Annotated in this window: 25 protein-coding genes and 1 tRNA gene; 23 read left to right on the top strand and 3 right to left on the bottom strand. The window is 59.3% G+C overall.

Translation table 11 applies throughout. The features are described from left to right. Positions 1 to 132: 132 nt before the first annotated feature. Positions 133 to 220: transfer RNA gene (locus BLW36_RS02995), tRNA-Ser, on the bottom strand. Between the two features lie 160 nt (positions 221 to 380). Then, positions 381 to 3,224: a ribonuclease E gene (gene rne, locus BLW36_RS02990; RefSeq protein WP_091384993.1), complete on the bottom strand. Its 2,844-nt coding sequence runs from the start codon at positions 3,222 to 3,224 to the stop codon at positions 381 to 383. Positions 3,225 to 4,045: 821 nt separating this feature from the next. Here rne and rluC point away from each other — a divergent pair. Further along, the gene (gene rluC / locus BLW36_RS02985) at positions 4,046 to 5,014 is read left to right on the top strand and encodes a 23S rRNA pseudouridine(955/2504/2580) synthase RluC (protein ID WP_244506178.1); all 969 of its coding nucleotides are present in this window, start codon (positions 4,046 to 4,048) and stop codon (positions 5,012 to 5,014) included. 19 nt (positions 5,015 to 5,033) lie between these two features. Then, positions 5,034 to 5,678, top strand: a complete 645-nt coding sequence (locus BLW36_RS02980) for an HAD-IA family hydrolase (protein ID WP_091384990.1) — start codon at positions 5,034 to 5,036, stop codon at positions 5,676 to 5,678. Here the strand turns inward: BLW36_RS02980 and BLW36_RS02975 are convergent. Beyond that, positions 5,675 to 6,268, bottom strand: a complete 594-nt coding sequence (locus BLW36_RS02975) for a Maf family protein (protein WP_091384988.1) — start codon at positions 6,266 to 6,268, stop codon at positions 5,675 to 5,677. The genes BLW36_RS02980 and BLW36_RS02975 overlap by 4 nt on opposite strands. Before the next feature lie 105 nt (positions 6,269 to 6,373). Between BLW36_RS02975 and BLW36_RS02970 the strand changes: the two genes are divergently transcribed. The 21 genes from BLW36_RS02970 (at position 6,374) to BLW36_RS02870 (ending at position 24,214) form a co-directional block, all read left to right on the top strand. Then, positions 6,374 to 6,916, top strand: a complete 543-nt coding sequence (locus BLW36_RS02970) for a YceD family protein (RefSeq protein ID WP_091384985.1) — start codon at positions 6,374 to 6,376, stop codon at positions 6,914 to 6,916. A gap of 74 nt (positions 6,917 to 6,990) precedes the next feature. Further along, entirely contained in the window at positions 6,991 to 7,182 is a 192-nt protein-coding gene (rpmF, locus tag BLW36_RS02965) for a 50S ribosomal protein L32 (RefSeq protein ID WP_069947959.1), read from the top strand. A 3-nt stretch (positions 7,183 to 7,185) separates the two neighbouring features. Further along, positions 7,186 to 8,199, top strand: a complete 1,014-nt coding sequence (gene plsX, locus BLW36_RS02960; RefSeq protein WP_091384983.1) for a phosphate acyltransferase PlsX — start codon at positions 7,186 to 7,188, stop codon at positions 8,197 to 8,199. Between the two features lie 47 nt (positions 8,200 to 8,246). Next, complete coding sequence (gene fabD / locus BLW36_RS02955; RefSeq protein ID WP_091384980.1) at positions 8,247 to 9,191, top strand: ACP S-malonyltransferase; 945 nt, start codon at positions 8,247 to 8,249, stop codon at positions 9,189 to 9,191. A 48-nt stretch (positions 9,192 to 9,239) separates the two neighbouring features. Further along, positions 9,240 to 9,995 carry a 3-oxoacyl-ACP reductase FabG gene (gene fabG, locus BLW36_RS02950; protein WP_091384978.1) on the top strand — a complete coding sequence of 252 codons (756 nt, stop codon included), beginning with the start codon at positions 9,240 to 9,242 and terminating at the stop codon, positions 9,993 to 9,995. A gap of 224 nt (positions 9,996 to 10,219) precedes the next feature. Continuing rightward, positions 10,220 to 10,456, top strand: coding sequence for an acyl carrier protein (acpP, locus tag BLW36_RS02945; protein WP_067080870.1), 237 nt, complete (start codon positions 10,220 to 10,222; stop codon positions 10,454 to 10,456). Positions 10,457 to 10,649: 193 nt separating this feature from the next. After that, the gene (gene fabF / locus BLW36_RS02940) at positions 10,650 to 11,891 is read left to right on the top strand and encodes a beta-ketoacyl-ACP synthase II (RefSeq protein WP_091384976.1); all 1,242 of its coding nucleotides are present in this window, start codon (positions 10,650 to 10,652) and stop codon (positions 11,889 to 11,891) included. 49 nt (positions 11,892 to 11,940) lie between these two features. Continuing rightward, entirely contained in the window at positions 11,941 to 12,711 is a 771-nt protein-coding gene (locus BLW36_RS02935) for an aminotransferase class IV (RefSeq protein ID WP_091384974.1), read from the top strand. Beyond that, positions 12,708 to 13,769 carry an endolytic transglycosylase MltG gene (gene mltG, locus BLW36_RS02930; RefSeq protein ID WP_091386907.1) on the top strand — a complete coding sequence of 354 codons (1,062 nt, stop codon included), beginning with the start codon at positions 12,708 to 12,710 and terminating at the stop codon, positions 13,767 to 13,769. The genes BLW36_RS02935 and mltG overlap by 4 nt, the downstream gene beginning before the upstream one ends. A gap of 2 nt (positions 13,770 to 13,771) precedes the next feature. Further along, positions 13,772 to 14,392: a dTMP kinase gene (tmk, locus tag BLW36_RS02925; protein ID WP_091384972.1), complete on the top strand. Its 621-nt coding sequence runs from the start codon at positions 13,772 to 13,774 to the stop codon at positions 14,390 to 14,392. Positions 14,393 to 14,476: 84 nt separating this feature from the next. After that, positions 14,477 to 15,496 carry a DNA polymerase III subunit delta' gene (locus BLW36_RS02920; protein ID WP_091384970.1) on the top strand — a complete coding sequence of 340 codons (1,020 nt, stop codon included), beginning with the start codon at positions 14,477 to 14,479 and terminating at the stop codon, positions 15,494 to 15,496. A 207-nt stretch (positions 15,497 to 15,703) separates the two neighbouring features. Next, positions 15,704 to 16,057 (top strand): PilZ domain-containing protein, encoded by a 354-nt coding sequence (locus tag BLW36_RS02915; protein WP_091384968.1) that lies wholly within the window; start codon positions 15,704 to 15,706, stop codon positions 16,055 to 16,057. A gap of 7 nt (positions 16,058 to 16,064) precedes the next feature. Further along, a complete protein-coding gene (locus BLW36_RS02910) occupies positions 16,065 to 16,841 on the top strand; it encodes a TatD family hydrolase (RefSeq protein ID WP_091384966.1) in 777 nt (258 codons plus the stop codon). 47 nt (positions 16,842 to 16,888) lie between these two features. Continuing rightward, on the top strand, positions 16,889 to 17,512 hold the full coding sequence (locus BLW36_RS02905; protein WP_091386905.1) for a dUTP diphosphatase: 624 nt from the start codon (positions 16,889 to 16,891) through the stop codon (positions 17,510 to 17,512). Between the two features lie 133 nt (positions 17,513 to 17,645). Beyond that, positions 17,646 to 18,626 (top strand): malate dehydrogenase, encoded by a 981-nt coding sequence (locus BLW36_RS02900; RefSeq protein WP_091384964.1) that lies wholly within the window; start codon positions 17,646 to 17,648, stop codon positions 18,624 to 18,626. A 252-nt stretch (positions 18,627 to 18,878) separates the two neighbouring features. Next, positions 18,879 to 19,400 (top strand): DUF2244 domain-containing protein, encoded by a 522-nt coding sequence (locus tag BLW36_RS02895; RefSeq protein WP_091384962.1) that lies wholly within the window; start codon positions 18,879 to 18,881, stop codon positions 19,398 to 19,400. Positions 19,401 to 19,483: 83 nt separating this feature from the next. Next, a complete protein-coding gene (gene bcp, locus BLW36_RS02890) occupies positions 19,484 to 19,960 on the top strand; it encodes a thioredoxin-dependent thiol peroxidase (protein WP_091384960.1) in 477 nt (158 codons plus the stop codon). 435 nt (positions 19,961 to 20,395) lie between these two features. Continuing rightward, entirely contained in the window at positions 20,396 to 20,842 is a 447-nt protein-coding gene (locus BLW36_RS02885; protein WP_073270827.1) for a helix-turn-helix domain-containing protein, read from the top strand. 112 nt (positions 20,843 to 20,954) lie between these two features. Continuing rightward, on the top strand, positions 20,955 to 21,287 hold the full coding sequence (gene yajC, locus BLW36_RS02880; RefSeq protein WP_091384958.1) for a preprotein translocase subunit YajC: 333 nt from the start codon (positions 20,955 to 20,957) through the stop codon (positions 21,285 to 21,287). A gap of 147 nt (positions 21,288 to 21,434) precedes the next feature. Beyond that, positions 21,435 to 22,445, top strand: a complete 1,011-nt coding sequence (locus BLW36_RS02875; RefSeq protein ID WP_091384956.1) for a D-cysteine desulfhydrase family protein — start codon at positions 21,435 to 21,437, stop codon at positions 22,443 to 22,445. A gap of 110 nt (positions 22,446 to 22,555) precedes the next feature. Continuing rightward, positions 22,556 to 24,214, top strand: coding sequence for an alanine/glycine:cation symporter family protein (locus BLW36_RS02870; RefSeq protein WP_211567124.1), 1,659 nt, complete (start codon positions 22,556 to 22,558; stop codon positions 24,212 to 24,214). Positions 24,215 to 24,283: the final 69 nt, after the last annotated feature.

The following is a 24,283-nucleotide window of genomic DNA, read 5'->3' as shown; positions in this document are numbered from 1 at the left end:
TGGGGCAGGGATTAGCTTCGCTGCGCTCGCTGGTCTCCGCTGGCTTCGCCAGCTCCGGCTCGAACGGGGTTCTCATCCAAATCTACCCCAGCACCATATAAAAAAACCCGGCCGAAGCCGGGTTGTTTTATATGGCGGTGGGGCAGGGATTCGAACCCTGGGACCTGTTACAGTCAACGGTTTTCAAGACCGCCGCTTTCGACCACTCAGCCACCCCACCAAATTGTCTGGCGCATTATACCGGCGGTTTTTGCCGGTACAAGGGCGCGGACGATTTTTTTAATTAGTTCAATGAGTTAGCCGATTTATTGACCAGTATTGGGCAGGCAAGTCAGTCACTGTGGACCGACTTGCCTCCGCTAACTCATGGTGCTGCTCGCTTAGCTCGCCTCTGCAGAATCGCTGTCGCCGTTGTCGTTGGCCTGCACTGGCTGACGCGCGACGCGCGGGTCGTTGGTCGGGCGGGACAGGGCGCGCGGGCTGTGCTCGATTGCCGCGGGCTGGGCCGTGTCCAGCGGTTGCAGCGGGCCGAGGTCGCGATGTTCGGTCACAATGGCCAGCTCCTGCAGCGGTTGCGGGTTAACCCGCGGATCGTTGCTGGCGCGTCCCTGGACGCCTGCGGCCGCTGTTGGCGGCTTTTCGGCGGCTTCGGTCTCGGCTGCCACTGTCTCTTCCTGAATGGCGACTTCGACAGCTTCCTCGACGATGGCTTCCTCGACCACTTCTTCAGCTGCAGTTTCGATTGCCTCGGCAGCCTCTTCCAGAGCGGCTTCCTCTACGGCCTCCTCTGCCACCTCGGTCTTCTGTGGCTCCTCCGCGGCGGTCTCCACGCGCGCCGGCTCTTCCGTGGCTTTCTTTGGCTTGGGCTGCGCAGCTTCGCTAACCTGCTCAGGCTGCTCTACGGCTTTTTCGGGCTCGGCAACCTTCTGCTCCGCCGGAGCGGCAGCGGGTTTCGCTGCCTCACGGGGCTCAGCGGGCTTAGCGGCAGCTTTCTTGTCGGAAGACTTTTTGGCTTCGCCTTCGGCCTCGTCGATCGCTTCATTCACTTCGCGCTCGAGCTCTTCCTGGTTCTGGGCAACCGCGGCGGCGGCCGCATTGTCACCGCGGCGACCGCGACGACGAGCCTGCGGGCGACCGCGCACATTGCTCGGGCGACGCGCCGGACGCTGCTCAGGGGATTCTTCCTGCTGCTCGACGCTCTCGCTGGTCACTGCGGCTTCTTTCGCTGGAGCCTGGCCTTCCTCGCGACGGCGACGGCCTTCGCCACCGCGGCGACGGCGTCGGCGACGCTGGCCTTCTCCGGCCGGACGCTCGGAGACGGTCTCGCGAGTTTCTTCACGCTTGCCTGCGCGTTTCTCTTCCCGCTGCTCCTCGCGGCGCTCTTCACGCTTGCCTTCCTGCTTGCTCTCGTCGCGCCGCTCGTCGCGGCGACGAGCAGGGCGGCCGCCACGTGCGCCGCGGCCGCTGCGCTGGCTGCGGCTGCGCTGTTGCTTGTAGTCCTTGCCGCGGCCCTTGGTCTTCTTGTGTTTCTTGGTCTTGTCACCTTCGCCCGAAAACAGTTCGGCGATGGCGCTGATCAGACGGCTGAACAGACCCGGTTCCGGCTTCTTCTCCGGCGTCGGCGCCGGGGCCGTATGGGCAATCTGCTGTACCGCCGGCTGAGCGGGTGCGCGGACCGGTTCTTCTTCCCTGGCGCTGGTGTCTTCCACCGTGCCGGAAATCTTGTAAGAGGTTTCCAGGGTGGCGGTTTCGTCGTCGCGCAGGCGCTGTACTTCGAAATGGGGCGTTTCAATATCGGCGTTCGGCACCACCACCACGCGGGTGTTGTTGCGGGACTCGATATTGGAGATCGCCTTGCGCTTCTCGTTCAGCAGGTAGGTGGCGACATTTACCGGCGTAATTGCGCGGATTTCCGCACTGCGCTCCTTCTTCGCTTCCTCTTCCACCAGGCGCAGGATGGACAGCGCCAGTGACTTGGTGCCGCGGATGGTGCCCTGACCGCTACAGCGGGGGCAGACACGGAAGGTTGTTTCACCCAGGGACGGGCGCAGGCGCTGGCGTGACATTTCCAGCAGGCCAAAGCGGGAGATGCGGCCGATCTGTACACGGGCGCGGTCCATGCCGAGAGCCTTTTCCATGCGCTTTTCAACTTCGCGCTGGTTGGACTTGCTCTGCATGTCGATGAAGTCAATCACGACCAGGCCGCCCATATCGCGCAGACGCAGCTGACGGGCGATCTCGTCGGCGGCTTCCAGGTTGATATTGCGCGCCGTCTCCTCGATATCGCCGCCTTTGGTGGCGCGTGAGGAGTTGATGTCGATGGAAATCAGGGCCTCGGTGACATCGATAACGATAGAACCACCGGAAGGCAACTTCACTTCGCGCTCAAAGGCCGTTTCGATCTGGCTTTCGATCTGGTAGCGATTGAACAGCGGGATGGCGTCTTCGTAGTACTTCACCTTGTTGGCGTAGTGGGGCATCACCTGGCGGGCGAATTCCGCGGCCAGCTGGTAGGCGCCCTTGTCGTCGACAATGACTTCGCCGATATCGTCACGCATGTAGTCGCGGATTGCGCGGATGATGACGTTGCTCTCCTGGAACAGGAAGTGCGGGGCCTTGGAGCTGTCGGCCTCTGTTTTGATGGCGTCCCACAACTGCAGCAGGTAATTCAGGTCCCACTGCAGTTCTTCGCCGCTGCGGCCGACGCCGGCTGTGCGCACGATAATGCCCATGCCGGAGGGAACCTCGACGTTGGACAGGGCGTCGCGCAAATCGGAGCGCTCGTCGCCCTCGATACGGCGGGAGATACCACCGGCGCGGGGGTTGTTTGGCATCAACACCAGATAGCGGCCGGCGAGGCTGATAAAGGTAGTCAGTGCTGCACCTTTGTTGCCGCGCTCCTCTTTATCCACCTGGACGATAACTTCCATGCCCTCTTTGACCACATCCTTGATCTTGATGCGGCCTTCGATATCTTTGGGCTGCTTGACGAAGTATTCGCGGGAGATTTCTTTCAGCGGCAAGAAGCCGTGACGCTCTTCACCGTAGTCAACAAATGCGGCTTCGAGAGAGGGCTCTACACGGGTGATCTTACCCTTGTAGATATTGGCTTTTTTCTGTTGGCGGGTACGGTTTTCGATATCCAGGTCATATAGCCACTGGCCATCGACCAGGGCTACACGCAACTCTTCTGGTTGAGTTGCGTTGATTAGCATTCTCTTCATGCGTGTCTTGTATCCTTGCGTTGCGCAAAGGCAGGACACCGGAGTTCGCAGGCTTGTGGGTTGGCTGCCGCGCGGAAATGACCGCGGGGCGGGCAGGGACTATGGGTTGGCGCCGCCTCCGGCCGATACTGACTCGGGCGGGGCAAGGCGGGTATCTTCCCGTTTGTCACACTGCAGTAACTCCGAATGCGCGCAAATGGCGCGGCATCCGTTGGTACCTTTAGCACCTTTTATTTAGTACTACCCAGTTTCGGTATCGCGGGGTTCCGCGTTCTGACTGGGCACCGCCCTCCAATGCAAGTTGATGCGGGCGGTGAGGTTTACGTCCTTCGTTCGGCTCTGTCGGTCGGCTTTTGGCCGATTCCCCTCAGTTCTATCTGTATTGTGTCGCCGGGCGTGAGAATATCTTTGCCACCCGGGTTGCCAGTTCGGTCGCTGGCGAAATTTACAGAGCGGGACGCAAGTAAATGAGTCGTCCTTTCAAGCGCTGCGGGCTGCGGCCCGTCTTACCTTCGCGATAGTTACCCGCCAATGGCGGGCGGTTGTAGCCGGCGAGGCGCCCGCGGATTCTTTACACGGGGATAGGCCTAGTCGGCGAAGTTTTGTCAATGACGCGGCCCAATTCATATAAAGAGGCGCGCACCGGCCGATTGGCGGTATTTTCTCTGAAACCATGGCTGTCACTTCCGTACGGGAAGCCGCCCATGGCCGAAAACCAGCCCAATTCAGGCCGGCCGAATATAGCACGGGCTGCGAGGTGCTTCAATTGCCGTGTCAGCGGCGCTATGATGCGCCCCATGCGAAGTACTCCCCCCTCCGATATGGCCCCCGCGGCCACTCCAACCGATACCTGGAACCCGTCTGGTGGCGTGCAGTTTCTGACCGTGCCGGACGAACTGGCCGGTCAACGTATCGATAATTTCCTGCAGGCGCGCCTCAAGGGCGTGCCGCGCTCACGCATCTACCGCATCCTGCGCAAGGGAGAGGTGCGCGTTAATAAGGGCAGGGTGAAGGCGGAATACAAGCTGTGTGCCGGCGATATCGTGCGCGTGCCGCCAATCCGCGCGGCGGAGCAGGCGCCAGCGCCGGTTGCGGGCGCGCAGCTGCGCCAGCTGGTGGAAGAATCCATACTCTATGATGCGAACGGCCTGCTGGTGGTCAACAAACCGGCGGGGCTCGCAGTTCATGGCGGTAGCGGTGTGCGCCTGGGATTGATCGAGGTGCTGCGGCAGATGTATCCGCAGAGCCGCTTTATCGAACTGGTGCATCGACTGGATCGGGATACCAGCGGGGCAATTATGGTGGCCCGCAAGCGCGCCGTTCTGCAGCATGTGCAGGCAGAGCTGCGTGGCGGCAAAGTCGGCAAATCCTATCTGGCACTGGCAGCGGGCAAGTGGCCCCGCGGGCGTCGTGTCGTAGAGGCTCCGCTACGCAAAAACACCCTCAAGAGCGGTGAGCGGATGGTTTCCGTCAATCCGGAGGGTAAGCCATCAGAGACTCGCTTTCAGGTGCTGGAGCGGTTCAAGGGGGCAACGCTGTTGTCTGCTGAGCCGGTGACCGGCCGGACGCACCAGATTCGCGTGCACGCCCAGTTTGTTGGTTGTCCGCTTGCCGGTGATGTGAAATACACCGCCGACGACATTAATCGGGAGTTTCGTGCGGCGGGCTTGCGGCGCCTTTTCCTGCACTCGGCGATGGTGCGCTGTACCTTGCCCGACGGTACGAAAGTGGAAGTAAAGGCCCCGCTTCCGGATGAGTTGGAAGCAGTGCTGGCGGCACTGCGGCAATAGTGGGAGCAGTTTGACGGTTATGTTGGTAATACTCGATTGGGACGGCACGGTATGCAATTCCGAGGCCCGCATCGTTTCCTGTATGCAGCGGGCCGCCGACAGGGTGGGGCTGCCGGTGCTGGCGCCGGAGGCGATCGGCAATATCATCGGGCTCGGCCTGCCGGAGGCAATCCTGTCGCTGTTTCCGGAGGCGGCCAGCGAGCAGCGCCAGCAGATGCGGGAGTACTATTCGGAGGAGTGGTTGGCGGCGCGCAGTGAACCGCTGCCGCTGTTCGACGGTGTGCTCGAGACTCTGGATCAGCTGCTCGGAGGTGGTCACCAGTTAGCGGTGGCGACCGGCAAGAGCCGTCGCGGGCTAAACCGCGAGTTTGAAGAGCATGGATTGCGCGACCTGTTCGTCGCTAGTCGCTGTGCGGACGAGACCGCCTCCAAGCCCAACCCGCTGATGTTGCGCGAGCTGCTCGATGAAACCCGCTGTGGGGCAGACGATGCCGTAATGGTTGGCGATACGGTCTACGACCTGGAGATGGCGGCCGCTGCAGGAGTGGCGTCGATCGGCGTCAGTTACGGGGTGCACAGCCCGGAGCGGCTTGTCGCCCACCGGCCCCGGGCGATCATCGATCACTTCTCCGAGTTGCTGGAATGGCCGCCTCTGGTGCCTTAGTCGCCGGCGGCCAGCGGGTCGACACCGAATTCCTGTAACAGGTCCACCAGTCGAATTAGTGGAAGTCCGATCAGTGAATTCATGTCTGATCCTTCCATTTTTTCGAAAAGAGCGATTCCCAACCCTTCGACCTTGAAGGAGCCGGCGCAATCGTAAGGAGTTTCGCGCTCTATGTAGGATCGGATCTGCTGCGGGCTTAGTTCCCTGAAGTGAACGGTGAAAGTCTCGACCGCGGTGCGCTGCTCACCATTGGCAGCGTCCAATACACTGATGCCGGTATGGAAATGGACCTTCCTGCCGCTGCAGGATTCAAGCTGCGCTATCGCGCGCTCGCGCCCGCCGGGCTTGCCGAGGGCGCGGCCGGCGCACTCCGCCACCTGGTCTGAACCGATGATCAGTGCGTCTGGGAAGGCGGGCGCCACGGCGAGCGCTTTTTCCTTTGCCAGGCGGCGCGCTAGCGCCGCCGGTTGCTCGCCGGGCAATGCTTCTTCATTTATATGTGGGGATGCACAATCGAAGGGCAGCTGCAGCTGTTTGAGTAGTGCGCTTCGGTAGGGGGAGCTTGAAGCTAGAATCAAAGAGCGAGCCATAAAAACGGGTCCGCAGGTTGTGGTGGAATGCCATTGAAAAGCCCGATACTGCGGCGGTTGAATTGTTTTGACAAGGGTGGGGCTTGTCCATAGAATTGCGCGCTTATGTCGATACCCCCCTCCACAGCAGCGCTTCCCAAGAGCGTAGACGCACGCAAACTGGTGCAGCGCGAGCAGCAATTGATCGGCATACTGCCGCACGAGTCGCTGGAGCGACTGAATGCGGCGGTGGAATCGATCGATGGGGATATCCGTGCCGAGCTCCAGTTCGGGCGGGACCTGCAGGGCCATCTGACGGTGAGCGGCAAATTGCACTGCGACGTGCAGCTTGAGTGCCAGCGTTGCCTGCAGCCGATGCCCGAACAGGTCGAGGCGGAATTCCGCTGGGGAATTGTGTGGTCCGAAGAGCAGGGCAAAGCGCTGCCCAAGAATTTGGATCCGGTGGTGCAGGACAGCGATGAGCTGAATCTGTACCAGGTACTCGAAGATGAGATTTTGCTCAACCTGCCAATGGTGGCCTACCACGAGCAGGAGTGTGTCGCCCGCGACCGCTTCCAGTTCGGGGAGAAAACCGATGAGTCAGGTGAGCAGCGGGAAAACCCCTTTAAAGTGCTGGAACAGTTGAAGGGTTCATCGAAGAAGTCGTAAGGCGGTTCGATGAGTTTGGGCTCGCCGGTAGGCGCCCCGGTTCCAGTGTAATTTGTTTATTTTAGGAGCAAGCCATGGCTGTTCAGCAAAACAAAAAGACACGTTCCCGTCGCGGTATGCGTCGCTCTCACGACGCCCTGGGCGCCGGTGCGACCCTGTCCGTCGATCCGACTACCGGTGAGAAGCACCGTCGTCACCACGTGACCAAAGACGGTTTCTACCGCGGTCGCAAGGTGATCGAAGTCGGCGGCTCTGAAGAAGAGTAAACTTTGTCCAGCCAATTGCGATTGGCCGTGGATGCGATGGGCGGGGACTTAGGTCCCCGCTCTGTCGTTCCGGCCTGTATAAGATTCCTCAAAAAATTCCCCGAAGCAGAGCTGAAGCTATTCGGCCCTCGCACCCAACTCCAGAGCCTGATCGACGCGGAGCGCCAGCCCCAGCTGAGCGGCCGGCTCGAAATTGTGCCCTGCGAGCAGGTCATTACCCAAAACTGTAATCCACTGCACGCCCTGCGCCACAAGCGCGAATCCTCCATGGCGCTGGCACTGCAAGCCGTAGCTAAAGGTGAAGTGCAGGCAATGGTCACCTCCGGCAATACCGGCGCGCTGTTGGCCCTGAGTCGCAGTATTCTCGGCAACATCGAGGGTGTGCGAAAGCCGGCTCTGGGTAAATCCCTGCCGACGGAGCGGGGTTCGTGCTTTTTGCTGGATCTGGGAGCCAACATCGACTGCAGTGCCGAAGACCTGCTGCAGTTTGCGCGCATGGGTATCGAGGCCCAGCGGGTCCACACCGGCAAGCGGGATCTGAAGGTGGCTCTGCTGAATATCGGCGCGGAACCACACAAGGGTACGGAAGAGATCCGCCAGGCGGCAGAACTCTTAGAGTGGGATGCAAAAATCGACTACGCTGGCTTCGTCGAGGGGCACGATATTTTTACCGGTGTCGTCGACGTCGTAGTCTGTGATGGTTTGATGGGTAATGTGGCGATGAAGTCCGCAGAGGGCGTGATTCGACTAATGGGTCAAAAAGCGTTCACCATCGAGAAAAGTGGTTATTTTAAGCGCTTTTTTGGCCAGTTAGCCATAAAGCTGTTGCGAAAATGGCGCACACAGGTGGAACCCGCCCGCTATAATGGCGCCAGCTTTTTAGGGGTGAAAGGTAATGTGATCAAAAGCCATGGTGGTGCCAGTAGTGAGGCATTTTACCGGGCCATGATCACCGCCAAAGAATGCGCCGAGGCGGACCTGGCTGCTCGGGTTGGCCAGGCGATGGCGCAGGCGTAAGCCACTCCTCTCCAAATACTGCAAACCAGTTTTTTTAAGGATGTGCCATGACTAATGCAAGGCTCGCATTCGTCTTTCCCGGCCAGGGCTCCCAGCAGATTGGCATGCTGGCAGACGCCGCCGCCGAATTTCCCGAAATTCATGCGACATTTGCCGAGGCGTCCAATGTGCTCGGCTATGACCTCTGGGACCTGTGCCAGACCGGCGAGCAGGCGGATATCAACCTAACCGAACGCACCCAGCCACTGCTGCTGACCGCAAGTGTCGCGCTGTACCGGGTTTGGTGTGCTCGCGGCGGTGCCCATCCGGCACTGATGGCGGGCCACAGTCTCGGCGAGTGGTCCGCCCTCGTGTGTGCCGGCACGCTGGCCTTTACTGACGCGGTACGACTGGTGCGTGAACGCGGCCGCCTGATGCAGGAAGCGGTGCCGGCGGGGCAGGGTGCTATGGCAGCGGTGATCGGTCTCGATGACGCCGCGGTGGAGTCTGCCTGTGCGGAAGCTGCCCAGGGCGAAGTGGTGGCAGCGGTCAATTACAACTCTCCGGGCCAGGTCGTTATCGCGGGCAGCAGTGCCGCAGTCGACCGGGCGATCGAAGCCTGCAAGGCCGCGGGCGCGAAGCGCGCCATGCCGCTGCCGGTCAGTGCGCCGTTCCATACCGAACTGATGCGCCCGGCGGCAGAGAAGCTGGCTCCGCAGATAGAAGCGACCGTTTTTCACGCCCCTGAAATCCCGGTTATTCACAATGTGCACGCCAGGCCCGAGCCCGATCCGGCAGCGATCAAGGCTCTGATGATCGAGCAGATCTACAGCCCGGTGCGCTGGACCGCCTGTGTACAGGCGATGGCGGCATCCGGCGTCGAGCAGCTGGTGGAATGCGGGCCCGGCAAGGTGCTGGCCGGGCTGGCCAAGCGCATCGACCGCGGCTTGAACAGCCACACTATCGACGCGCCGGCGCAATTGAATGAGGCTTTACTGGCTACCGCCGGATAAGCGCGATATTGGCGAATTTGCCTTTTGCCGAATTTACGTGGAGCAACAATGACACTAACAACTTCCCTGAATGACAAGGTGGCACTGGTCACCGGCGCCAGCCGCGGCATCGGCGCGGCCATTGCCGACACGCTCGGCAGTCTCGGCGCCACAGTAATCGGAACCGCTACCAGTGCAGCGGGTGCCGAGAAGATCAGCGCGCGCTTTGCGGAAAAGGGTATCGCGGGCGCAGGCAAGGTCCTGGATGTAACCAGCGCGGAAAGCCTGGCCGAGCTGCTGCAATCCGCCAAGACTGAATTCGGCGCGCCGACTATTCTGGTCAATAACGCCGGTATCACTAAAGACAATCTGCTGATGCGCATGAAGGACGAGGAGTGGGATTCGGTCATCGATACCAACTTGTCTGCCGTCTATCGTGTGACCAAGGCCTGCCTGCGGGATATGACCAAGGCGCGCTGGGGCCGTATCATCAATATCAGTTCCGTGGTCGGCAGTATGGGTAACGCCGGACAGAGCAACTATGCTGCGACCAAGGCGGGTGTGGCCGGTTTCGCGCGCTCACTGGCGGCGGAAGTCGGTTCCCGCGGCATTACGGTGAACACCGTGGCGCCCGGCTTTATTGATACCGACATGACCAAAGTCCTGCCGGAAGCGCAGCGGGAAGCGCTGATGAGCAAGATCCCTCTGGGACGCCTGGGGGCGCCGGAAGAGATCGCATCGGTTGTTGCATTTTTGGCCAGTGACGCCGGTGGGTATGTCACCGGTGAGACCATCCATGTGAATGGCGGCATGTATATGGCGTGAGAATTTTCCGCAAAAAGTTCTCTAAGCTATTGATTTAAAAGTTTTTTCTATTCTGGCTTGTGGTCTTGAAAGGCTGCGCATTACATCCCGAAAAAGTTGGGGTACAATGCCGCCTCGCATTAACCAGAAGCTGTGTGAGCCGGTCGTTATCTCCGCAACTCAATGCGGCGAAATAACAACAACGACTACAACAGATTTTTATCCACTAGGAGTTAAATTGAATCATGAGCAGCATTGAAGAGCGCGTTAAAAAGATCGTTGCTGAACAACTGGGCGTGAAGGAAGAAGACGTTAAGCCTGAAGCCTCTTTTGTTGAAGATCTGGGCGCTGACTCCCTCGACACAGTTGAGTTGGTAATGGCTCTGGAAGAGGAATTCGAAACTGAAATTCCCGACGAAGAAGCCGAGAAAATTACTACTGTTCAGCTGGCTATCGATTACATCAAGGAAAACCTTGGTTAATCCCCGCTGGGTAGTTTAGGTTCGGATAGCCGCTTGCTATCCGTAACCAGATGAATTGTGAGAGCCGTCTATGTCGCATAGTACGGCTCTCCTTTTATTGGCTCTTTGGAAATGTGACTGCTGACACCGGCTTTGTTCGGTGACATCGATAGGATTTTGTCAGCAGGCAGTAAAGAATTTCGGGGGAATACGAGTGTCGCGTAGAAGAGTTGTTGTAACCGGGATGGGCATGGTGAGCCCGCTGGGCAATACCCTGGGTGAGACCTGGTCAGCCGTCCTCGCGGGCACCAGTGGTGCAGCACCGATTGAAACCTTTGATGTATCGGCGTTTTCCACCCGCTTTGCGGCTACGGTGAAGAACTTCGATCCAACGCCCTATATGCCGGAAAAAGAAGCGCGCAAGATGGACGTGTTTCTACAATATGGCTTGGTGGCGGCGATTCAGGCCATGGAAGACAGCGGTCTCGAAGTGAGCGAGCAGGATGCGCCGCGTATCGGCGCCTGCATTGGTTCCGGTATGGGTGGTATCCAGGCGATCGAAAACAATGCCTTGTTGATCGCTGAAAAGGGCCCGCGCCGCGTATCCCCCTTCTTTGTGCCGGGCGCCATCATCAATATGGTCGCCGGCAACCTGTCAATCAAGTACGGCATGAAGGGGCCGAACCTTTCGACAACCACTGCCTGTACTACGGGCACTCATGCCATCGGTTTGGGTATGCGTTCGATTCAGTACGGCGATGCCGATGTGATGGTATGTGGCGGTGCCGAGATGGTAACGACCCCGGTTGGCCTGGGCGGTTTCTGCGCGGCACGCGCACTGTCAACGCGCAACGATGACCCGCAGGCAGCAAGTCGCCCCTGGGATCGGGATCGCGACGGCTTCGTGCTCGGAGAGGGCGCCGGCGTGCTGGTGCTGGAAGAATACGAGCGCGCCAAGGCGCGCGGAGCAAAGATTTACGCGGAACTGAGCGGTTTCGGCATGAGCGGCGATGCGCACCATATGACATCGCCGCCCGAAGACGGTGCCGGTGCGGCTCTGTCCATGCAGAATGCGCTCAACGATGCGGCGCTGTCGCCGGAGGGTGTTCAGTACATCAATGCCCACGGTACTTCCACGCCGCTGGGTGACAAGGCGGAAATCAAGGCGGTGCACTCCGTCTTCGGTGGCGCTGCAGACAAGCTGGCCGTCAGTTCGACCAAGTCCATGACCGGTCACCTGCTGGGTGCCGCCGGTGCTATCGAGGCGATTTTCTCGGTACTGGCGCTGCGCGACCAGGTAGCGCCGCCGACCATCAACCTGGAAAACCCGGACGAGGCCTGCAACGGTATCAACCTGGTACCCATGGAAACTCAGGAGGTCAGCATCGAAGCTGCACTTTCCAATTCCTTCGGTTTCGGTGGCACCAACGGCTCGCTGATCTTTAAGCGCGTCTGATCCCCCTGTGCCCGCCGTGCTGGCGGGCACATCTCTTCTCGAGGGAAGCATGTCCCAGCTCCCGCAATTCTTTCTAAACGGCGTCCCCGTATCCTCATTGCCCCCGGACCATGCCTATTCCGATGGGTTGCTGGAGACGATGCGCTGTCAGCGCGGTGAAGTGCCGCTGTGGCCCCTGCACCGCCAGCGCCTGCAACGAGGCGGGCACATAAACGCCCGGCAACTGATCGAAATGGACACCGTGGTAGCGCAGGCGGCCGCAGCATGTCCGCTCGAGTCCGCCAAAATGCGCCTGCGCCGGGGGCTGGTCGATGGGCTCCCGCAGTGGGACCTGGGGGTTGTGCCGCTGGAGCCGACACCAGCGCTGGAGAAGGGGGCCCGCCTTTTCCCCTGCCGGACCCGGCTGCCAATTGCCGAAACTGCCAATCCCGGCTGCAAATCACTGCAGCGGACGCGATATAATCGCGCCAATAGCGAATTACCGGCCGGACCAACCGTCGACGGACTGTTGCGGGATAGCGAGGGCAGGGTGATCGAGAGCCTGAGGTGCAACCTCCTCGCCTGGCGAGATGGTCGTTGGCTGACGCCGGACCTGCACCGTTGTGGTGTCCGTGGAGTCATGCGTGACTGGCTGGGACGGCGTGTTGCGCTGACCGAGACAGACATGGACCTCGAGGATCTCTGCGCGGCGGAGGAAGTGGCCCTCTGCAACAGCGTGCGCGGCGTGATGCCGGTGACAGAGTTGATTGGCATTTGCCGCTGGCCTCGTGGCCCTGAAGTGCGGCGGTTACAGCAGTTGATTGCGGAAGAATTGTGGTGAAGAAAAAGCAAGCAAAGCCCCGAAAGCGTATCTGGCGGTACCTCACCGGCGGACTCCTTTTACTGGTGCTGGCAGCGGGCGCCGGCCTGTGGGCGGCACGAACCGCCCTGGTGCAACCCCTTGCTGTCGGCGAGGACGGCCTGCGATTCGAAGTCGCGAGCGGCAGCAACCTGTCGCGGGCGTTGCGGGATCTTGCCGACGAGGGCGTCATCAGATGGCCGCGTGTGGTGCTCGCTTATGCCTACTGGCAGGAGGAGACCGGCATTCATGCCGGGGAATACCTGTTGCCCTACGGCAGCAACGCGATGGATCTGGTCGCCCGCCTCAATCGGGGCGATGTAACCCGTTATCGCCTGACACTCGTGGAGGGGTGGACATTCCGCCAGGCACTCGACCAGGTGCGCGCGGGGCGCAATATCGTCAAGTCTGAAGCGGGTAGCAGCGTCGAGAGCGCCACCAATGCGCTCGGCCTGGCGGCAGATAGCGCCGAGGGGTGGATATTCCCCGATACCTACATCTACCGCTCCGGCACGACGGATATCGAGCTGTTGCGCCAGGCACACGAGCGCATGCAACAGGTGCTGAAACAGGAGTGGCAGGCGCGGGATGAGAACCTGCCATACGACTCCCCCTATGAGGCCCTGATCATGGCATCGTTGATCGAGAAGGAAACCGGCCAACCTTCCGAGCGCAGCGAGATAGCCGGGGTCTTCGTTCGCCGCCTGAACAAGGGCATGCGCCTGCAGACGGATCCGACGGTCATCTATGGCCTCGGGGAAGACTTTGACGGCAACCTGACCCGGGTGCACCTGCGCCAGCCGACCCCGTACAATACCTACGTAATCAACGGCCTGCCGCCCACCCCCATTGCACTGCCGGGACGGGACTCCATCCGCGCGGCGCTGAACCCGAAGGCGGGGGACAGTCTCTACTTCGTCGGCAAGGGCGATGGCTCGCATCACTTCTCCGCCACTCTGACCGAACACAACCGGGCCGTGCGCGAATACCAGCTTAAGCGGCGCGCCGATTACCGCTCCAGCCCGGCAAAAGGAAACTGATTTTGCAACGCGGAAAATTTATCACCCTGGAAGGTGTCGAGGGGGTGGGCAAATCCACCAATTTGCAGTTTGTCACCGATTGGCTGCGCGAGCGGGACATCCCTTTTGTGCAGACCCGCGAGCCGGGCGGTACCCCACTGGCCGAACAGCTGCGGGAACTGCTGCTGGCCAAGCGTGAGGAGGCCGTGGATCCGACGGCAGAACTGCTGATGGTGTTTGCGGCGCGGGCGCAGCACCTGGCACAGGTGATCAAACCGGCGCTGGCGCGCGGCGACTGGGTGATCTGCGACCGCTTCACCGATGCCACCTACGCCTACCAGGGTGGCGGTCGTGAGCTGGACCGGGGCCTGATCGCGCAGCTGGAGCAAACAGTGCAGGGAGACCTGCGACCGGACAAGGTACTGCTGTTGGATCTGGATCCGGAGGTGGGCCTGCAGCGGGCCGCAAATACCGGTGCTGCCGACCGCTTTGAAAGTGAGCAGCTGGCTTTTTTCCAGCGCGTGCGCGCCGCCTATTGCGCGCGGGCAGAGGCCAATCCGGCTGGCTATGCGGTGATCGATGCCGGCAGGCCACTGGAGCAGGTACAGCAACAGCTGCGCCAGCAGCTGGAACAATTGATTTAGAACGACGCCCGGTACCGGTGCATTCGCCTTGTGAAAGTTGCCGGGCGGAGCAAATTTCCCCAATTAATAACCATACGAAACCAAGTGTCTGATAACGCCGAACATTCAACCGTACCGTCGCCGCTACCCTGGCAGGCCGATCAGTGGCAGCGCCTGGGTGCGCAGTGGCGAGCGGGCCGCTGTCCGCACGCACTGTTGCTGAGTGGTCAGTCTGGCCTCGGCAAGCGGCGTTTCGCCGAGGCCTTTGCCGCGCTGTCTCTGTGTGAGCAGCCGCGTGAAGGACTGGCCTGCGGCCAGTGCCGTGGCTGCCGTTTGTGGCAGGCCGGCTCCCATCCGGATTTCCTGCGGGTTGAGCCTGAAAAGCCCGGTGGGCCGCTCAAGGTGGAACAGGTCCGACAGCTGGGCGGTTTTGTCGGCCGCACCAGCGGCCGTGAAGGCGCGCGGGTAGTGTGGCTGGCGCCGGCGGAGGCGATGAACGTCAATGCGGCCAACGCGCTGCTGAAGAATCTCGAGGAGCCCGCGGCTTCGGTGATATTCCTGCTGATTACCGATTCCCCTGCGGGCCTGCTGCCGACTATCCGGAGCCGCTGCCAGTCCATCGCATTTCCGGCACCGACCGAGGAGTCCGCATTGCGCTGGCTGGAAAAGGGCGGCCTGGATGGACAGGCTGCGCGGCGCGCGCTGGCGCTGGCCGGCGGCGCACCGCTGCTGGCACTCGAACTGGCAGAGCCGGAGGCGCGGGAGGCCCGCGAGCAGTTTCTCGCCGACCTGACTGCGCTGGCGCAGGGCGGTGCGAGCGCGGTATCGCTGGCGGGCCGCTGGGAAACCCCCGCCGACGGTGTGGAGCTGAGCCAGCTGCTACAGTTTTGGCAGCAGTGGTTGGCACAGATGCTGCGTGCGCGCAGTTGCGACCTGAGCGCCGACGAGCAGGTCATGAGACTGTTGCAGCGTTTGCCGGGTGCAGGGGAAGAGAGCCTGCGCCCGCTGTTCGCTTTTTACGACCAACTGTTGCAGGGGCGCCAGGCATTGATGGGCGGCGCCAACCCAAACAAGCGGCTGCTGATCGAAGAACTGATGATCCGCTGGGCAAAACTGTACGCCTAGCGAGCACTGCTCGCTGTACAGTTTTGCGCCCGGCCAAGAATTGCCGGACAGGGTCCTTTAGGTGAGTGACGTGGCGGCCCTGCTGCCGGTGTTTCCTTGCGGGACCTTCGCTTCAGGCTTCGGTATTCTTTGCCGAGTCCCGGATTTCTGGACACAACTGAGACGCTCAGATACCTTTGCGTAAACCAAAAACAACGAGGTCTGGCTATGAAAGCCATGGGGGGCGGTGCCCGTAACGGCATCCTATCGCTGAAGATTCAGGACAAGTCCGTACTCTATGCGGCCTATATGCCGTTTGTGAAACACGGCGGCCTGTTTATCAGTACCGACAAGTCATACAACCTCGGTGATGAGGTGTTTCTGCTGCTCAGCCTGATGGATGAGCCGGAGAAGGTTCCGGTGGCCGGAAAGGTGGTATGGATTACACCCGCTGGTGCCCAGGGAAATCGAACGCCAGGCATTGGCGTGCAGTTCAGTGATAAGGACAATATCGCCCAGAACAAGATTGAAACCTACCTGGCAGGTTCGCTCGAATCGAGCCGGCCAACCCACACGCTGTAACCGATTCATGCTTGTAGACTCTCATTGCCACCTCGACCGACTGAAACTGGATAAATTCGACGGCGATCTCGATGACGTGCTGAATTTGGCCCGCAGTCGCGGTGTCGGCAAGTTCCTGTGTGTCGGCATCAGTCTCGAGAACGTCGACCGTGTCGTCGAACTCGCCGGCCAATATGAAGATGTGGTGTGCTCAGTGGGCGTGCATCCACTGGACGTCGAGTCCGGGCTGGCTGGCGTCGACGAGTTGATAGAAATGGCGCAGAAGCCGAATGTGGTAGCGCTCGGTGAAACCGGCCTCGACTATTACTACAGCACGGAGACGAAAGAGGTCCAGCAGCAGAGCTTTATCGCCCATCTGCAGGCGGCCGGCCGCGCGGGACTTCCGGTGATAGTGCACACCCGCGATGCCCGTGCGGACACGATCGAGCTGATTCGTGCACATGGCGATTGCGACCATGCCGGCGTGCTGCATTGCTTCACCGAAAGCTGGGACATGGCGAAGGCGGCCCTGGACCTAAACTACTACATCTCCCTGTCCGGCATAGTCACGTTTAAAAACGCCGAGGAACTGCGCGATGTCGCGCGCAAGGTGCCGCTGGAGCGGTTGCTGGTGGAAACCGACTCCCCTTATCTGGCCCCGGTCCCGTACCGCGGCAAGCCGAACATTCCGGCCTATGTGCGCGAGGTTGCGGAATTTATCGCGGAACTGCGCGGCATGCCTTTCGAGCAACTGGCCGAAATCACCACCGAAAACTTTTATCGTCTCTTCCCCCGGGCGGCCTGAGCCCGGCTACAGGATACCCATTTCAGTACAGGAATCCCTCCCCAATGATGAAACAACAGCTGCAGACCATGCTGGCGCTGCAAGACGAGATCAATACGCTGGTTAACGACAACTGGCGCGCGCAGAACTTTGCCTGGTATCGGGCGATATGGGTGGAAAGCGCCGAGCTGCTGGATCACTACGGCTGGAAATGGTGGAAAAAGCAGCAGCCGGACATGGACCAGGTCAAGCTCGAACTGGTCGATATCTGGCATTTTGGCCTCAGCCTGGAACTGCAGCAGGGCAGCCCCGAACAGGTGGCGGCCGACATGCTCGCCGAGTTGGGGGCAGGGCAGCGCACAGCTGGTGACTTCCGCAGCAACCTGGAAGCCTTCACATTGAATACTCTGGCGAGCAAGCAGTTCGACCTGGTCGGCTTTGCACAGCTGTTGGCCGACGCCGAGCTGTCTTTTGACGAGCTTTACCAGCGCTACGTGGGCAAAAATGTGCTCAATCGTTTCCGTCAGGACAACGGCTACAAGGACGGCAGCTATGTGAAGAACTGGGCTGGCCGGGAGGACAACGAACACCTCGCCGAGATAGCTGCCCGACTGGATACCACAGCATCCGACTACAGCGCGCAGATTTACCAGGCGCTACAGGCGCGCTACAGCGAAGCGACACCGGCATAGGCTCGCTCTCCGCTGTTTGATCAATTCTTGTTCAGTTTATCCTAATACTTAGGTCTAGAATCTCGCCGAGCGAGATGAAATTTGCTCGCAAGTCTCTATAATGCGGGCCGCTTACAAACGAGGGAGAAGAATCGTGAAAGCACCTGTTCGTGTTGCTGTTACCGGCGCCGCCGGTCAGATCAGCTATTCGCTGCTGTTCCGCATCGCCTCCGGCGAGATGCTGGGCAAAGATCAACCGGTTATTCTGCAATTGCTGGAAATCACCCCGGCCCTGGAAGCGCTGAAAGGCGTAGCCATGGAGCTGGAGGATTGTGCCTTCCCGCTGCTGGCCGGCATTGTGCAATCTGATGACGCCACCGTGGCCTTCAAGGACGCCGACTATGCGCTGCTGGTTGGTGCACGTCCCCGTGGTCCCGGCATGGAGCGTAAAGATCTGCTGGAAGCCAACGCCGCGATTTTCTCTGCCCAGGGCAAGGCGCTGAACGACGTTGCCTCGCGCAATGTAAAAGTGCTGGTGGTCGGCAACCCGGCCAACACCAACGCACTGATCGCACAGCGCAATGCGCCGGACCTGGATCCGCGTAACTTTACTGCGATGACTCGTCTCGACCACAACCGCGCACTGTCGCAGTTGGCCAACAAGACGGATTCCAGCGTTAACGATATCACCCACATGACCATCTGGGGTAACCACTCCTCTACTCAGTACCCGGATCTGCATCAGGCAAAAGTGGCCGGTGCTGCGGCGATGGATAAGGTGGACCAGGAATGGTACGAGAATGATTTCATTCCGACCGTTCAGCAGCGTGGTGCGGCGATCATTAAAGCCCGTGGCGCTTCCTCTGCGGCCTCTGCGGCCAACGCAGCGATCGACCACATGCGCGACTGGGCGCTCGGCACCGCTGACGGTGACTGGACCAGCATGGGCGTCTACAGCGATGGCTCCTACGGTATCCAGGAAGGCCTGATCTACTCTTTCCCGTGCACTTGCAAAAACGGTGACTGGGAAATCGTACAGGGTGTCGACATCAATGATTTCTCCCGCGAAAAGATGACTGCCACCGAGCAGGAGCTGGCGGAAGAGCGTGATGCCGTAGCGCACCTGCTGCCGTAAGAGCCGCGGCCGTTTAACGGCAGCGTGTTCAGAAAACCCGCATTTCGGTGCGGGTTTTTTTATGGGCTATCGTTCGAATCATTCGGATGACCTGGCAATTATGTTGGGTTTTAATTCTTAAAATTCCGAAAAATTCACTCGGAATTGCTCAATATTTCAACGCTTCGGTGCTGGGAAACGCGTTTAGCTGGCGTGTCCGGGCAGGGGATCCGCACTACACTGAACTCAAGTGCTTTTCCGGAGCTGGGTGCCATGGTCACCGAAGTCGGCCGCAACTCATCGCGCTGTGCCTGCATACTGCTGCAGCCCAATCAGTCCCTGTCTTTGTCCGGCAACCTGTGGGTGTTCGCTTCACTGGTTGCGGTTTCTCTGGGTATCAGTCTCGCCTTTGCCCTGGCCGGGGCCTGGATGATCTTGCCTTTTGCCGGTCTGGAACTTCTGCTGCTGGCCGTGCTGTTCGGCTACGTGTATCTAGAAGGCACCCGCCGCGAAGTCATCCGTATCAGCAACGAACGGGTCATACTCGATTGTTGCAAGGGGCAACGGCAGCAGACGGTCTACCACCAGGAGTTCTCCCGGGACAGTGTCACCCTACTGGTGCGCATGGGCGGCAGTGCTGCGGAGCCGGCATCCGTGTGTCTCAGCGGCCCGGAAGGGTGCCTGGAGATAGGGGGTTTTTTAACCGATGCGGAGCGCGCCGAGCTGGTGCACAAACTCAACCGGTGCGGGATCTGCGCGCGGCGTGAGCAGGGTTATCGGCTGCAGGAGTTTTGACTGCGGCTATCAGGTCCGTTCGTCTGACACAATTTTCGCTATAATCCCCGGTTTATTTCCGCAGCAGCTTAAGGGGGTTACGCATGGCATTTCCCAAGATCGGCAACCTGGCGCCGGCCTTCACTCTTACCAACCAGAATGGCGAGAAAGTCTCGCTGAAGGACTTTCGTGACAAGCGCAATGTAGTGCTTTATTTCTACCCGAAGGCGCTGACCCCGGGTTGTACCACGCAGGCCTGTGGAATTCGCGACAGCGCGGCGGAATTCGACGAGCTGGATACCGTGGTACTGGGGGTTAGCCCGGACCCTGAAGCGAAACTGCAGAAGTTTATCGATAAGCACGAGCTGAACTTCGACCTGCTCTCCGACGAGGATCACAAGATCGCGGACAAGTACGGATGCTGGGGGTTGAAAAAGTTTATGGGCAGGGAATTTATGGGCCTGCTGAGGACCACCTTTATTATTGATAAAGGTGGCCGGCTGCGGCACATCATCGACAAGGTCAAGACCAAGACCCACCACGACGATGTAATCAGCTGGATACGCGAGAACCTGGACTGAGCCCCGCTAGACCACTTCCCGGGACGACCGCTGTGTCGTTTCGGGTATTCAACCATTCCCTTTCGCGTCACTTTTACTCGAATATCCTGACAGTAGGTACGATCGTACCTGTTTGGCGCGGACTGCCTTATGTGACAGCGGTTAAAAAAAGTTGCTGTCGTCCCTTGCATTCTAAATTCTTGGTCTATACTGGCTGTTGTGAAGGAAAGGTGCGCCGGTGAGAGAGTGGTATCCCGACGGGATGTTACCGGGGCAGTAAGTTTAAAAAATGTACAGCTCTGTGAAGGATTCGGTGTTTGTTTCCGGTGCATCCCCGCACCCGGGTATTAACCCGCTCTAGTGAACAGTTTCAAGGGTGGGTTGAGGAAAAGGGATTCGCAGGAAGCGGACATAGAAAAATAACTGCGGCTCACGGAACTTAAAAGGAGCAGCTCGATGAACCATATTCAGCCCGACCAGACTTCGCTCTCAGAAGACAAACCGCTTCAGCAGGCCAGGATATCCGGTGATCCGAATATTCTCGATCAGCTGCTGGCGCCGCCGGAAGCGACCAGCTTCGGCATTGCGGCGCGAGTGATTGACGTATTGGAGCAACGTATCGGCAAGGCTTCCCTGGCTATCCGCCCGGTGGCTTCAGATCTCAGTATGTCGACCCGCACTCTGCAGCGGCGTCTGCAGGAGCACAACCTGAGTTTTGCCTCACTGCGCGACCATGTTCGATTCCGTCATGCGGTGCACTTTCTGAAAGACACTGCGCTGAGCGTGGATGGTATTTCGCGAATCTTGGACTTCTCTGACCGGACCAGCTTCACCAGCGCCTTTAAGCGCTGGACCGGAATGTCACCAACTGGCTATCGCCGCCAGGTGCGCCAGCGTTTCTGACTGAGTGGATAAGCGGCCGGTCCTTATGGGGTCCGGCCTGATCCATTGCCTCGGCAGGGCAAACCCGTTAGAGTTGGCGACAATTTTATAGGCTGACTCTAAGAGGTTCTGCATGAGCTTTTTTATTCCCGCTGCTGTGGCACAACAGACAGCTCCGGCGCCGCAGGGTAACCCGATGGTAACTCTGCTGATGTTCGCGGGCCTGTTTGCGTTTATGTGGTTCTTTATCATTCGCCCGCAACGCAAGCGCCAGAAGGAGCATCAGGAACTCGTTAACGCGCTGAAAAAGGGCGATGAGGTCGTCATGACCAGCGGTATGCTGGGCCGTGTCGACAAGGTGGACGACGATTACATCGTGCTTGAGGTTGCCGACAATATGTCGCTCAAGTTTCAGAAGGTGGCGGTTCACGCAATTCTTCCGAAAGGCACCATCAAAAAGATTTGATACGCCTATTGGTGTTTCAATACAAAGAGCCCGGCAGTAGCCGGGTTTTTTGCATCGGGGGGTTGGTTTTTTCTCCTTTCATGACTTTGGACTGTTGCCAGCAGACGAAGAAAATCAGCCAAGGAGGCATAACGCTTGACCACTGAAATGCCCCTCTCATTTCCCCGGCGCGTGGACCTGGCCCATTTGCCGACCCCATTGCAGCCGCTGGATCGCATCACCGAGAAGTTCTCCACCCCACACGGCGGCCCGCGGATCTGGGTCAAAAGAGATGACCTAACCGAGACCGCGATGTCCGGTAACAAGCTACGCAAGCTGGAATTTGTGGCCGGTGAAGCGATGGCGCAGGGTTGTGACACTCTGATTACCTGTGGCGGTGTACAGTCCAATCACTGCCGGACGACGGCTCTGGTAGGCGCGCGCTTGGGGATGCGCGTGCAACTGATCCTGCGCGGAGAACTCGACGGCTTGCCCGATGGCAATCTGCTTGTGGATCAGCTGGCGGGGGCCTCGACTGCGTTCTACCCGCCGCGGGAATACTTCGAAGACCTGACTAATCTGTTTACACACTGGCAAGCGTTCTATGCCGAGCGCGGTCATAAGGCGTTTTGTATTCCCACCGGTGCCAGCGATGGGCTCGGCATCTGGGGTTATATTGCCGGATCCGAAGAGTTGCTGGCGGACTGCCGTGATGCGGGTTTCATACCCGAACATATCGTGTGCGCGACGGGCAGTGGTGGTACCCAGGCCGGGCTGACGCTCGGTTGCCATCTTCTCGGATCAGAGGCCCGGGTTACTGGTTATGCCGTTTGCGACAACGCGGCGTATTTTCAGCGCAAGGTGCGTGAAGACATTCGCCATTGGTGCCGGCTGAGCGGCAATACGGTTGATGAAAGTGGCCTCAATATACAGGTGAATGCAGACTACATCGGGCCCGGCTATGCCGTAGCCGACGAACCCGTTTACCGGGCCATCGCCGAAGTCGCCAGTCTCGAGGGACTCCTGCTCGATCCCGTCTACACAGGCAAGGCCTTTTATGGTTTGTTACAGGAACTGCACAAGGGAAATTATCGCGACTGCAAAAACCTGGTGTTTGTGCATACCGGAGGACAATTCGGATTGTTTCCCCATCGGGAAAACTTTCCGTTCCTGCTGTAAAAAGTCCCGTTACTGTTCTACTGTTGCGGAAGCTGCTAACCTGCGCAGCAAATTACAGTTGTAACTGTATACAAAACAATCAGAAATAAGTCAGAGTAGTGGGGGTTAGTTTGGAATCCTTTAATCAACTGCTGTTGTCGCTGGACGGCATGCTCGGTTCGGCACCTTGGTTTCCCTGGGTGCTGCTAGGCGTAGGTTTCTTCTTTACGATTTATCTGGGTTTCCCCCAGATCCGCTACTTCGGTCACGCGATTAAAATCGTGCAGGGTAAATACGACAAGCCCGGCGACCCCGGTGATACCTCCCACTTTCAGGCCCTCGCAACCGCGCTGTCCGGTACAGTCGGTACCGGTAATATCGGCGGCGTGGGCCTGGCGATTTTCCTCGGTGGCCCGGCCGCACTGTTCTGGATGTGGATGACCGCCTTCCTCGGCATGACGACAAAGTTTGTCGAGGTAACGCTGTCGCACAAATACCGCATCAAGGCTGCCGATGGTTACTATGCCGGCGGTCCCATGTTCTATATGGAGCGCCGCCTGAACATGAAGTGGTTGGCGGTGGCGTTTGCCGTTGCCACAGTGATCAGTTCGTTTGGAACCGGCAGCCTGCCGCAGGTTAACAATATTGCCCAGGCAATGAACGACACTTTCGGTCTGGACAAGCAGATAACTGGTGGCGTGCTGGCGATACTGCTTGGGATGGTAATCATCGGCGGTATTACCCGTATCGCCAAGGTGACCTCGACCATCGTGCCGGTTATGGCGGTGCTGTACATCATCGGCGCACTCGGGGTCATCCTGTATAACTATCAGAACATTATTCCGTCTTTCGTCTCCGTATTTAGCGATGCCTTTAACGGCTCTGCCGCAGCGGGTGGATTCCTCGGTGCCAGTTTCGCCTACGCCTTTAACCGCGGTGTGAACCGCGGCCTGTTCTCCAACGAGGCGGGACAGGGCTCGGCACCGATTGCTCACGCCGCCGCGCGCGCGGACGAGCCGGTCTCGGAGGGCATGGTTTCCCTGCTCGAGCCGTTTATCGATACCATCATCATCTGCACGCTGACCGGCCTGGTGATTCTCTCTTCCGGTGTCTGGACCGAGAAGCACATGAACCAGTTCGAGCGCGCCGACCTGGTTGCGGTTGCGGGCAGCTACAACGACCAGAATTCTGAAGACGTACAGAAGCTGTTCAATTTCCTGAGCGGCGGCGAAAGCGATGTGAAGCCTTACAGTGGCTCCGTCGTTGTCGCGGACGGCAATGCGCTGAATGCGAAGGAATTTACGCTGATCCATGCACGTTCTGTCGCCGAAGATCTGGAGTTCCGTGTTGCCGACGACACCTTCAGCGGCGTGCTGACGGTGGTGGACGGCAAGTTTGCCAACCCCAATGTGGATATCTGGGGTAATTCCCTGGTGCATTCCGTGGCACTGACCAACAAGGCATTCCAGCGCGGTTTCTTCGGCGAATACGGCAGTCTGATCGTAACCCTGGGAATACTGCTGTTCGCCTTCTCAACGGCGATCGCCTGGTCCTACTACGGCGACCGCTCGATGATTTACCTGTTTGGTCCCAAGGCGGTCATGCCATACCGGTTGGTTTATGTCGTGGCCTTTTACTGGGCGGCAGTTGAGGACACTACCGTTATTTGGAATCTGTCCGCCGTCGCGATTGTGATTATGACGCTGCCCAACCTGTTTGGTATCAGCGTGCTGGCGCGGGAAATGAAGGACACTGTGAAGGACTACTGGAAGGACCCCAGCCACAAGTAGACGGCAATGGTGCTTTCAACTAAAAAAAAGGGCAGCCATTTGGCTGCCCTTTTTCATTTAGCGTCTGTT

Source organism: Microbulbifer marinus, from assembly GCF_900107725.1.
GTDB lineage: Bacteria > Pseudomonadota > Gammaproteobacteria > Pseudomonadales > Cellvibrionaceae > Microbulbifer > Microbulbifer marinus.
Note: the sequence above shows the minus strand (reverse complement) of the source record. Positions and strands in the feature narration are given on the sequence as shown.